We start from the raw sequence: 11,526 nt of genomic DNA on the forward strand, positions 1-11,526 counted from the left end.
CGGCCAGCGCAACAAGATCCGGAACATGCGCGGAATGATCAACCGCCGATGGTGACCGGTCGGGCGTATCCCCTGGTAGAACGAGGATCTGCCCGGCAAGCGCTATACCGTTCCTGAGCCGTTTGCTTGCCCGCCTGAACATGCAGACCGGCCCCATGGCGCTCCCCCGGCGGGTTCGGAACTCGCTCTCGCCCTGGTCCCCGTACAGCGCCCAGGTACAGCAGCCACGGCACCGTCGGGCCGTCGACGACCGCCTCGCGCTCCCGAAGTCCGCCCACCCCGGCGCGAAGGCCGCTCTGGCCGAGATCTACAACGCCGAAAGCAAGCAGCACGCCGCAGTGGCCGCGAAGCGGTTCGCCGCCGCCTACGGGGCGAAGTTCCCGGAGGCCACCGCGAAGATCACCGACGATCTCGACGTGCTGCTGACCTTCTATGACTACCCGGCCGAGCACTGGATCCACCTGCGCACCTCCAACCCGATCGAGTCCACGTTCGCCACCGTGCGCCACCGCACCCGCGTCACCAAGGGGCCAGGAAGCCGCGCCGCCGGGCTGGCCATGGCGTTCAAGCTCACCGAGTCCGCCCAGGACCGATGGCGGGCCGTCAACGCCCCACACCTGGTCGCCCTGGTCCGCGCCAGCGCCATCTTCGTCAACGGCCGCCTCATCGAGCGACACGACCAGGCAGTGGCATGAGCCCCTTCCTGACCGCGCTGGCCGGACTCACCCACCACGACGCACGGCAGCGCGACCTCACCGCCGAAACCCTCGGCGACCTGCTGCGCACCGGCACGCTCGACCACTCCGACGCCGAAACCACGGTGGCCGCGCTTGTCACCCCGGCTACCAACGACCCGGACGTGGTCGTTCAGGAATCCGCGTTACACGCCATAGCCGAGGCATTCGCTCACTACGAGTTGCCACTGCGGCTGTTCCACACCCTGCAGCGGCAACTGCCGGCGATGCCGCCGACCCTGCTCGCCGAGTACGCCCTCGACATCCTCGCTGCCACCCACGACCCCAACGCACGCCCCACCATCGAGGCGTTCCTCAAACACCCCGAGCCGGCAGTACTACTCGCCGCAGCCCAGGCGATCACCGAGCTATCGGGCCGGAGCGGCTTATAGGACCACTGCATCCACAACTCTTGACCAATTGCTCGCACCAAGTGGGCCCAGGAAAAGCCCTGGCAGTGAGGGGAAACCGGGTCGGTTCAGGTGGGCGGCGCGGTCAGTCGGATCGGACGCGTGACTGCTCCCGCAGGTCGGCCTCAGCGCCGAGGACATCGCGGAGCGAGGCCACCCTGCCGTCGCTGGCTGGCAACGGCGCCGCCTCGAGTTTTAGCGGGAGATCGGCTTCCAGCTTCTCCTGTGTCACCGCGTTATCGTCCAACTGCAACAGGTCTTCGTCATCCACGACCACCGCTTGCTGCAGGATTCGTTCTTGCTTGGCGGCGAGCAGTAGGGCGGCCCGGCGCAGTTCCCGCCTCTGCCGTGCCTCTTCCCTGCCAATGACAGGCCTCTGCACCTCGATGTCGACACCGACTTCGTCCACCGCTTCCACTGATGGCGGCGGCACGCAGACCTGCACCGTCGCGGCGTCATCCGGATTCGTGACGTTCACCTGCGCCGCACCGTTCTGTGTCGCAGCGGTGGCCTGTCGGCGCGCCTTCCTCGATGCGATTGCCCTCTTCGCCTTTGACGTCGCCGCCGGAATCACCCGATCGAAGACAAAGCTCATGAGTATCGGAGTGCCTCGCTCGATCAAGCGATGCGTTAGGTGCGCGGCTGCGTCGAGGGCGATGTTCTCGACTTCCTCGCGCCTGCGCGACCGGGGATTCGGTTCGTACTGGCGGGCGGGTCGCAACGCATCAGTGGAGACCACCTGCTCGTTGTCGGCGAGTGGCTCGAGGGTGGCCTCGCTGAGCTTCTTCGAACCAGGGACACGGGTCGAAGGGCTTAGCCTTCCCGGCACCTTTTGTGAGCGGGAGAAACCCTGCCCAGCCGGCCGCCATACCCGCATCACTTCGGATACCATCTCCGGCTCGCCCTGCGTTCCACCGTTTCCTTGCAGTGCCGGTTTTTCCTGCATCGCCGTCCCCGTCTCAGCCAACCATCCACCTGCGCCGCGAACGCCGCACTCGCCGGAACATCGTCGCAGACGGTGTCATGGTGCGTCATCGGTTCGCGAGTCCGTCACGAGCAGAAAGCCGCGACCGCACGACGAAGTCGCCCGCACTCCGCGGCTCAAGGGATGACGGCTCCGCTGATACCGGCGTTCGCCAACTGGTTGGGCAGCCTGGTCGAGCGGAGAGGCTAGGATCGGTGCCGCAGCTGCGAGTTCTCCTGTGGCGGAAGGACAGGCGGGAATGGCGGGCCCTTCCCGCACCAGGACAGCCCGACGGAGCCGACGTCAACTGCTGCGAACTCGTGTTCGGTGATCGTTGGGAACCGGCGCGTGGCAGGCGAGTTCGACCATGAGTTCGGCTATCACCTCAGCCACGTCCTCCGGGCTGGGCCCTTGCGCCGCTGGCGGCAAACAGGTCCTGGTCGCCCTTGGCCTGGTAGACGTTGTCCGTGACCGCGATCAACTGCCGTCGAGTGAGGTCGTTGGCGAAGCTCTGCCGCCGACTGGTCGTCCAGGAGCTGGCCCCGGATCGCCACGCCTCCGCCAGAGGCACGACGTGATCGATGTCGAGGTCCGAGGCGGCATACCAGGTCGCGCCGTCGTACGGGCTGCACCAGCGGCCCGACGTGGCAGCGCAGGAACTATCGGTCACCACGGAGGTGCCGTCACGCTTGAGAACCTGCTCGCGCGTGTTACACGTGCCGCTGATGGTGATCCAGTGCGGGAACAGGTCCCGCGAGTAACCCGTCAGCGGCCCCCCCGGTCGACACGGTTAACGCGTTGAGCTGTGACTGGGCCGTCGCCTTCGACGGGACACCCGGCGGCGTCGCCGACGCCGCCTGGGCCCCTACACCCACCACACACGCCGGCCAAGGCGGCAAGCGCGGTCGCGGTGGCACGGCCACGACGAGAAACAAGCTGACGGAACGGGGGTCGGTCAAGCCGCATCGCAAGTCTCCTGATACGGCCGCGGGGCTGGACGTTGACCGTCGCGGCTATGGATGACGAGGCATCATCCTCTTCGTAACGAACCAGCGACAGCACATCGAAAAAGTTTGATAAGCTACGCGGCAAGGATCGCGCAGACCAGGAGTATCTGCCCTCCGATGCTGCCGCCTTCTTCGGCCCTGAGGCAGCGACGTCCAAACAATCGCGCCACCGGCCAGGGTGGGCCTGGACATGTCCACCGGGCCCACCCTGGCTCTGCGGTAGCTACGCCAAGGGATGAGGTTCGCTGGTGAGGGCCGCGAGCGCCGCCGCGACCTCCTGGAGGCTCGCCCGGACGTAGGTCGTGGTCGTGCCTACGTCGCCGCCACTGTCCGAGTGGCCCGCGTAGGCGCGGGCCACCGCATAGCCGAAGTTCCGCTCCACCCAAGTCAGCGTCGTGTGCCGCAACCAGTGCGTGCTGATCTGCTGCACGTACACCCACGGCAGGTGCTCACCGATACGAACCCACAGGTGGTCATAGCGTCGGTACGTGATCGGCTGCCCGTTCCGGTACCGCAGCAACTGCCCCGTTCCCGTGGCGTACCGCTCCTCGGCATGTCGTTGCAAGTGTCTCATCAGGGTCGGTGACACCGGCTGCCACCGCACCGCGTCCCCCTTCTCCCGCAGCAGAATCAGGCACTGGTCCGGATCGAGGTCGACCGGGCGCAACGCCAGCGCCCCGCCACGGCGGCACGCCGTCTCGGTATGCAGCCGCAGCAGCAGACTGTCCAACGCCGGGTCATCGCCGGTGCTTGCCGCCACCGCGTTGATCTCCGCCAACCGGCTGTCCGCCACCGCCCGCCGGGTGCTCGGCAACCGCCGCGGCTTGGCCACCTTCAGCGCCGGATTGTCCGCCGCCGTAATGAACCCGTCGGCGACCGCCCGCCTGTACAGGCACCGCAACGCCGCGATCAGATGCTCCGCCGCACTACGCCCACCCCGGGCGTTACGCCGGGCCACCACATGCGTCTTGACGTACTCCGCCAACCGCTCGATCTCCGACGGTGTCGGCTCGTCCAATCGTCGCTGTCCCCAGTGCTCCAGGACCCGATTCCAGTACGAGCCATACGCCCGCCTTGTACCCGCAGTCACCGCCGCCGACACGACCGGGACGTACTCGGCGAACGTCGGCGCCGGTGGACGCTCCGACGCCGCCTCGACAAGGTCAGCCGGCGAGATACCCATCCGCGCCAGCAACAACCGCGCGGCATCCAACTCCGCCCGGCCCGCCGGGGTGCCGCTCATGCGTCATCACCGCCGAGGGCCGCCGCGTGGGCCTGGGCGATCATCGCGTCCAGCGCAGCCGGCGGGTGCACCACGAGCCGGGAGGCATCCGGCTCGGCCGCCAGGAACACACGATCACCGGCGGCGAGCCCACACCACTGCCGGACCACCGCCGGCAACCTCAGGTGCCCCTCCTTGGTCACGGCGAACACACCCTGCTCATCGGCGGCCACGACGATCAGCCCGGCATGTTCCCGAATGTCGAGCCGACGGCCGGGAACCCAGTCGAGCGCCCTCATCGCGGCCCGATCGGCAACGCGTCCACGGGAATCGAGAGTGGTCAGGCCATAGACCGTGCTCGCAACGCGACGGGCGGCAAGCCTCGCCAGCGGCAAGGGCGGTCGCTTCATCGCACCTACGGAGGACTGCCCTCGACCAGCGCTGGGCTGCCGGCAGAACCACAGCCGGGATCACGGAGGAGACAGCACGGGTACTCATGATGCCCACCGCCCCGTGAGCGGGGCCGCTGAGGGCTTACAGAGAGTCAAGGAGGGTGGTTGAAGCCGCTCAACCACCGGTCCGCAAAACGTCGCACGAATGCTACGCGGGAGTGTCCGAGGGGGGACTTGAACCCCCACGCCCTATACGGGCACTAGCACCTCAAGCTAGCGCGTCTGCCATTCCGCCACCCGGACCTACTCGTCCAGCCTACCCTGACTGCCGGAGTGGTTTTTCGCCACCCTCTGGCTGCCCGGCGGGCCGCACGGGGCATTACTTTACACCGCCGAACTCGATCATGCACATCGCCTTTCCCCCGAGCCTCTGGGCAGACATTTCCCCAGCTCAACAGCCTGCAACTCAAGATCGCCCATGGGAATCCCACATCGCCGGAGAGTCCCGGACCGGACGTCGCACACCCGGGGTGGCGTTCCACCCGCAGCTACCGGCAGCATGACGGAGTGTCCCAGCCGTCTCCACTGTCCGCCGTCCGGAACCGGGCCCTCGCCCTACGCGCCGGAGGCGATCTCGCCGGCGCCCGTCAACTTCTCGCGGACACCGTCGAGGCGGCCCGTCCCCGCCTGGGCGAGGACCACCCGGACCTGCTGGGTACCGCCCATCTTCTCGCCCGGCTACACCGGGAGGCCGACGACCCGACCGGGGCGCGGCGGGTCCTGGAGGAGGCGTTCGCCGCCGGGGAGCGCCGGTGGGGGCACGCCGACCCGCTGATGGTGGCGATCGCGTTCGACCTGGCCTCTGTCGCGGAGGAACTCGGCAACCGGCACGAGGCTCGCCGCAACTACCAGCGGGTGGCCACGTCCGGTCCCGGCGTACTCGGTGACGACCACCCGGCGGTCCGGGCGGCACGCGCCTACCTGGGTCTGGCCTCCACCGGCCCGGCGTCGCCGGGCCGGGATCAGCCGACGGTTGCCATGCCCCCCGTTCCCACACCCCGCCAGCCCGACGTCACCGTCCCGGCTCCGGTCGGCGTCGCATGGTCGCCACCGCCCCCGCCTTCCCCGGCTCCCGGGCCACCAGACCTACCAGCGACACCGGTTCCCGCCGGGAAGCAGGGGGAGCCGCCGCTCGGCACGCTTCCTGAGCGCACGGCGCGACCGGCCGCCCCGCCGCCCGTACCGCCCGCCGGGGAGCCCACCGGCCGGGCCGTCCCCCGCCCCCGCAGCGCACCGCCGGCTCCGCTCGAACCACCGGTGGCACCGCCGTCGGCATCTCCCGCTCCGCTCCGACCACCGCCCCATCCCCCGGCGAGGGGCGCCAGACCGGCATCCGGCCACCCGTCGGCGTCGCCGCACGCGCCTGCCGGCCCACCCGGCAGCTCGCCACCGCCACCGCCACCGGCGCCGGCACATGAGGCGACCCGGCCGGTGCCGGCGCAGGAGTGGGACGAGCCGACCGTGCAGGTCCGGCAGATCAGTACGTCCGATGAGGGGCGACGGCCGGTAGGCGGGCCGTCCGGCGACCAGCAGGTGCCCATGCCACCGGCACACGTTGCCGGTGTCCCGCCGGTCAGCGGCCCTCCGAACGTTCCGGTCAGCGGTGTGCCGTACGCGCCGCCGATCAGTGGAGCCCCGTACGCGTCGCCGGTGAGCGGTGCGCCGTACGCGCCGGTCAGTGGCCCGCCGTACCCGGGCCCGGTGAGCGGGCTGCCGACGAGCGGTCCACCGCACCTGTCCTCACCGGTCAGCGCGCCGCCGGCCGGCGAGCCTCCGGGCACCGACTTCCCGGTCGCCGCACCGTCGCACCCCACTCCCCTACCCGGTACGCACACCCTTCCACCCGTCGCCCCACAACCACAGACCGCACCTCACACCGGTGCGCCACCGGCACAGACCGCACCTCACACCGGTGCGCCGCCGCACAGCGCGGCCCCGACGGGCACGCTGTACGCCGGGCCACCGCCGGTCGGCGTGCCCCACGTTCCGCCACCAGCAGGCGAGCCGTCGGCCGCCGCTTTCACCGGGCAGGCGAGCACCCCCGCCTGGGATCTCATCACGCCGGCAGGCGGACCGGCCCCGACACCACCCGTTCCGGCACCACCCGTTCCGGCACCACCGGCCCCGACACCACCGGTCTCAGCACCACCGGTCTCGGCGCCGTTCGCCCCGGCACCATCCCTCCCGGCGCCACCCGACCCGGCGGTCAGCAGCCCCCTGCCGGCGGACGCCACCGCCCCGTTCGCGCCCGCCCCGCCGTCGACCACGGAACCGCCGGTGGGCGGGTACCCGTTCCACCCGCTCCGACGCGGCCCGGTCGACGGGACCGGCCGGCTCGGCCCGGTGTCGGGCGAGCCGGTTGGTGAGTTCTTCGGCCCGCCGCCGTCCCCGCCGGCACCGGACCAGGTTCCCCCGGTGTACCCGGTGGAGGAGCCGGACCGCCACCGGGGCCGGCGGCTGCTGGTGGTGATGGTGCTGGCCGCCGTGCTGGTGGTTCTGCTGGTGTTGGCCGGCGCGGCGCTGCTGGTGGTCAACGTGGTGCGGGACCAGACGGCGCCCAACCCGCCGACGCCGCCGGCAGCCGCCCCGCCGACCCCGGCGCCGACCTTCGATCCGCCGGGTGACCTGCGGTTGCGCGACGACACCACCAGCGTCACGCTGACCTGGACCGACCCGTCCGGCGGGGTGGTGCCGTTCGTGGTGGCGGGCGGCCGGACCGGTCAGCAGCTGGGCGCGATGGCCTCCCTCGACCCGGGACGGACGACCTGGACGGTCAACGGCTTGAACCCCCGGGTGGACTACTGCTTCACCGTCCTGGCGGTCTACTCGACCGAGTCGTACGCCACGTCCGGTCAGGTCTGCACCACCCGCGAACCGGGGCCGACACCCAGCTGAACGGGCATCCTCCCTGCATACGGAGGGTGTCCGAGACCGGACGGTGCGGGTTCCCCCGGTATCGACGGGGCCATATGATGGCAGCCGGCTCACGGGCGGGCCGCCGGGGAACGGCGCGCCGCCTGGCCCGATGCGCGGGCGAGTCCGATCACCTGGGGGAGACAGCCAGCTGTGGCCACCACCGACGACGACGCCAGCACCGGATCCGGCACCACGAAACGCCGGTCGCGCATGCGCGGCGGCCTGGTCACCGTCGGCACGGTCGCCGCGCTGCTGGCCGCCATGGGCGTGACCGTGCTCAACCTCGGCTACGCCGACAACGCGGTGGCGAACTACGATGCCTCCTCGTGGCTCTGGAGCACCGCCCGCAGTGAGCTGGCCCGGGTCAACGGGATCACCGCCAAGGTGGACACCCGGGTGGAGGTGCCGCAGGCGAAGCAGCACCAGATGCAGGTCGCCCAGACCGACCGGCTGCTCGTCCTGCGGGACCTGAACACCGGTCAGGTCAGCTCACTGGACCTGGCCACCCTCCAGATCACCGCGACCACCCGGACCACCCCCGGCCTCGGGGTGAACGTGACGCTGCACGAGGACGCGGCGTTCGTGGTGGACGCGGTGCAGGGCATCGTCCGGCAGCTCGACCCACGGTCGCTGGTGCCGGTCGGTGAGCCGGTGCGCTATCCGCCGGGCATCACCGGCGGGTCGTTCGACGGCAAGGGTCGCCTGTGGGTGGCGGTGCCGAGCGAGGGTACCGTCTCGGCGATCACTCCGGCGGAGCTGCCGGAGAAACCGGCCACGGCGGCGAGCGCCGGGGGCGGGCTGAGCCCGAAGCAGGTGAGCACCCACGCCGTCGCCGACGGCAGCCACGAGCTGGTGGTCTCCACCCTCGACGACGGGGTGGCGGTGCTCGACCGCACGGCCGGGGCGCTCGTGACGGTACGCGGCGACACGGTGCGGCGGGTTCCGCTGCCGGCGACCGGGCCGGGCACGCTTCCGGCGCGGACCAGCGGCCCCACGGTGCCGGTGACCGTCCCCGACGCGCGGACCGTCCATGTGGTCGGCGACGACGGGCAGGTCCGGGAGTTCACCGTGCCGGGCAGCGGCGACGGGCTGCGCCCGGCGGTGGCGTGGGCGGGCCGGTTCTACTGCCCCGACTCCACCGGCGGGGTGATCTACACCTTCGACGGTGACGGGAAGCTGGTCGACACGATCTCCGGCCGGGGCACCCGGGGTCCGCTGGAGCTGGAGGTCCGGGAGAACCACCTGTTCATCAACGCGCCGGACTCCTCCACTGCCCGGGTGGTGGATGACAAGCACCAGATCAGCGAGGTCGACAAGTACGCCAACGACGTGCTCGGCGGTGACCCGCCGCCCGCTCCCCCACCTCCTCCCCCGCCGAAGAAGCCGAAGATCGGCAAGCCGAGCGCGCCGCGCGGGGTGACCGCCGCCGCCGGTGACGCGTCGGCCCGGGTGAGCTGGCGGGCGGCCGCCGCCAACGGCGCCGCGATCACCCGCTACGTGGTGGAGGGCGCCGGGCAGCGCGTCGAGGTCGGCGCCAACCAGCGCGCGGTGGAGATCACCGGGTTGACCAACGGGGAGACGTACCGGTTCCGGGTGCACGCGGTCAACGCCAAGGGCGCCGGCCCGGCGCGGACGAGCAACCCGGTGGTGCCCACGGCGGAGGTGCCGGACGCCCCGACCGGGGTGACCGCGAAGGAACGACCGGACGGCACGGTGCAGGTCCGGTGGACGGCCGCGAACGGCCAGGGCGCGAAGATCACCCGGTACGTGGTGACCGCCGCGTCGACCGGGGCGAACGCGCCCGCCGGTGAGTCGAAGGGCACCGAGCTGGTGGTGCCGGCCGGTGAACTGGAGTACGGCCGGCAGTACGCGTTCACCGTGGTCGCGGTCAACGACCGGGGTGCCGGGTCGAAGGCGTCCGAGGTGAGCAACACGGTGGTGCCGTTCGCCGCGCCGGAGCGTCCGGGGCAGCTGCGGGCGGCGACCGTGCCGGACAAGCCGGGCACGATCGTGGCGGAGTGGGACCCGGCCGAGGCCAACGGCCGCCCCGTGACGGCGTACCAGGTCGAGGTCGGCGGGAAGCGCCGCGACGTCACCGACAACCGGGTCACCGTGGACGGCCTCGGCGACGGGCAGAACGTCACGGTGACGGTGCGGGCGGTCAACGAGGCCGGACCGGGCGCGGAGGCGACCGCCACCGCGCGGACGGTCGCGCCGCCCCGGGTGACCGTCACCGGTGGGTCGACCACGGCCACCACGGTCACGGTGAAGGTGACCGTGGACGCGGGCGGCGGGAAGGCCACCTGCACCGCCAGCGCGGGCGGGAAGACCTCCCCGGCGGGGGCGTGCGGGACGCTCACCGTGGGCGGGCTGGCGCCGGGCACGTCGTACCCGGTGACGGTGACCGCGACCAACGCCGCCGGGGAGGGCACCGTCACCAGCACCCAGAAGACCGACCCGCTGTATGGGATCGCGACCTGCAACAACGGTTCCGCCCCCGACCAGCGCACCTACTGCGACAAGGACCGGCCCGGCGAGCGCAACGGCAACGAGGTGTTCGAGGTGGCCCGGCAGGACAACGACCGGCAGGCCGGCTGGGCGAAGCCGGGCACCCGCTGGCAGGCCTTCTGCAAGGTCAAGGGCGAGCATGTCGACTCGTACGTCTACAACGACCAGAAGGCGAGCACCTGGTGGGTGCGGATCAACTACGAGGGGAGGAACTACATCCCCTGGGCCTGGCTGAACCTCGAGGGCGGCGACAACATCAACGTCCTGCCCACCTGTTGACCGCGCCGAACGGCAAGGAGCACCACGCACCGTGAAGACCCACCAGCCGCTCACCCAGCAGGAGGTGCAGCGCTTCGCCGCGCTGGCCGCCCGGCTCGCCGAGAACGTCAACTCGGTGGTGCTGGGTAAGCCGCAGGTGGTGCGGCTGGCGTTGACCGCCCTGTTCGCCCAGGGGCACGTCCTGCTCGAGGACGTGCCCGGGGTCGGCAAGACCACCCTCGCCCGGGCGATCGCCGCGACCGTCACCGGCGAGTGGCGGCGCATCCAGTTCACCCCGGACCTGCTCCCCTCGGACGTCTCCGGGGTGACGATCTTCAACCAGGCGACCCGGGGTTTCGAGTTCCATCCGGGGCCGGTGTTCGCGAACATCGTCATCGCCGACGAGATCAACCGGGCGTCACCGAAGACCCAGTCGGCGCTGCTGGAGGTGATGGAGGAACGCACCGTCACCGTCGACGGGGTCCGCCACCCGGTGCCCCAACCGTTCCTGGTCGTGGCGACGCAGAACCCGGTGGAGATGGACGGCACGTACCGGCTGCCCGAGGCGCAACTGGACCGCTTCCTGGTGAAGCTGTCGGTGGGCTACCCGGACGAGGCGGTGGAGGTGGAGGTGCTGCGCGGGGCGACCGTCCGCTCACCGGAGGCGCTGGCCGCGGTCACCGACACCGCCGCGGTCGCCGAGATGATCGGCATGGCGCAGCGGGTGCACATCGCCGAACCGCTGTACGCCTACGCGGTGCGGCTCGCCGCGGCCACCCGCAACCACCCGCACGTGCGGGTCGGGGTCAGCCCCCGCGGGGTGATCGCGCTGACCCGCGCGGCCTGCGCGTACGCGCTCATCGACGGGCGGGGCTGGATCATGCCGGAGGACCTGAAGGCCCTCGCCGGCCCGGTCTTCGCCCACCGGTTGCTGCTCTCCTCCGACGCGCAGGTGCGGGGCGTGAACGCGGCCGAGGTGCTCCGCCAGGCGATCGCCTCGGTGCCGGTGCCACTGCCGTCCGGGCAGACCGTCCCGGCGCAGGGCTGATCCGTCG

8 protein-coding genes, 1 tRNA gene and 1 pseudogene are annotated in these 11,526 nt (G+C 71.2%); 5 read left to right on the forward strand and 5 right to left on the reverse strand.

All coding sequences use genetic code 11. The features are described 5' to 3' along the window. Nucleotides 1–257: 257 nt before the first annotated feature. Together ACIBJE_RS21540 and ACIBJE_RS21545 are read left to right on the forward strand one after the other, a co-directional pair. Nucleotides 258–695 (forward strand): annotated as a pseudogene (locus ACIBJE_RS21540) (transposase); the annotation flags it as partial. Next, nucleotides 692–1,126 (forward strand): hypothetical protein, encoded by a 435-nt coding sequence (locus ACIBJE_RS21545; RefSeq protein WP_396750956.1) that lies wholly within the window; start codon nt 692–694, stop codon nt 1,124–1,126. The pseudogene ACIBJE_RS21540 and the gene ACIBJE_RS21545, both read left to right, overlap by 4 nt. A 103-nt stretch (nt 1,127–1,229) precedes the next feature. Here the strand turns inward: ACIBJE_RS21545 and ACIBJE_RS21550 are convergent, their stop codons facing one another. From ACIBJE_RS21550 to ACIBJE_RS21570, 5 genes are all read right to left on the reverse strand, one after another. Continuing rightward, a complete protein-coding gene (locus ACIBJE_RS21550; RefSeq protein WP_396750958.1) occupies nt 1,230–2,111 on the reverse strand; it encodes a hypothetical protein in 882 nt (293 codons plus the stop codon). Between the two features lie 382 nt (nt 2,112–2,493). Next, complete coding sequence (locus ACIBJE_RS21555; protein WP_396750960.1) at nt 2,494–2,679, reverse strand: hypothetical protein; 186 nt, start codon at nt 2,677–2,679, stop codon at nt 2,494–2,496. Between the two features lie 659 nt (nt 2,680–3,338). Further along, nucleotides 3,339–4,358 carry a tyrosine-type recombinase/integrase gene (locus ACIBJE_RS21560; protein ID WP_396750962.1) on the reverse strand — a complete coding sequence of 340 codons (1,020 nt, stop codon included), beginning with the start codon at nt 4,356–4,358 and terminating at the stop codon, nt 3,339–3,341. Further along, entirely contained in the window at nt 4,355–4,747 is a 393-nt protein-coding gene (locus tag ACIBJE_RS21565) for a hypothetical protein (protein WP_396750964.1), read from the reverse strand. The genes ACIBJE_RS21560 and ACIBJE_RS21565 overlap by 4 nt, the downstream gene beginning before the upstream one ends. A gap of 201 nt (nt 4,748–4,948) precedes the next feature. Further along, nucleotides 4,949–5,032: transfer RNA gene (locus ACIBJE_RS21570), tRNA-Leu, on the reverse strand. A gap of 264 nt (nt 5,033–5,296) precedes the next feature. On the opposite strand from ACIBJE_RS21570, the gene ACIBJE_RS21575 reads away from it, so the two are divergent. The 3 genes from ACIBJE_RS21575 (at nt 5,297) to ACIBJE_RS21585 (ending at nt 11,519) form a co-directional block, all read left to right on the forward strand. Further along, the gene (locus tag ACIBJE_RS21575) at nt 5,297–7,684 is read left to right on the forward strand and encodes a tetratricopeptide repeat protein (protein WP_396750966.1); all 2,388 of its coding nucleotides are present in this window, start codon (nt 5,297–5,299) and stop codon (nt 7,682–7,684) included. A gap of 171 nt (nt 7,685–7,855) precedes the next feature. Further along, nucleotides 7,856–10,492: a fibronectin type III domain-containing protein gene (locus tag ACIBJE_RS21580; protein ID WP_396750968.1), complete on the forward strand. Its 2,637-nt coding sequence runs from the start codon at nt 7,856–7,858 to the stop codon at nt 10,490–10,492. Nucleotides 10,493–10,523: 31 nt separating this feature from the next. Continuing rightward, nucleotides 10,524–11,519, forward strand: a complete 996-nt coding sequence (locus ACIBJE_RS21585; RefSeq protein ID WP_396750970.1) for an AAA family ATPase — start codon at nt 10,524–10,526, stop codon at nt 11,517–11,519. Nucleotides 11,520–11,526: the final 7 nt, after the last annotated feature.

This window comes from Micromonospora sp. NPDC050187 (genome assembly GCF_044459745.1).
GTDB lineage: Bacteria > Actinomycetota > Actinomycetes > Mycobacteriales > Micromonosporaceae > Micromonospora.

Bases quoted from the DNA above. Each gene is read 5' to 3' on its own strand.
- ACIBJE_RS21545 (WP_396750956.1), top strand. From the start codon at position 692: ATGAGCCCCTTCCTGACCGCGCTGGCCGGACTCACCCACCACGACGCA.
- ACIBJE_RS21560 (WP_396750962.1), bottom strand. From the start codon at position 4,358: ATGAGCGGCACCCCGGCGGGCCGGGCGGAGTTGGATGCCGCGCGGTTG.
- ACIBJE_RS21565 (WP_396750964.1), bottom strand. From the start codon at position 4,747: ATGAAGCGACCGCCCTTGCCGCTGGCGAGGCTTGCCGCCCGTCGCGTT.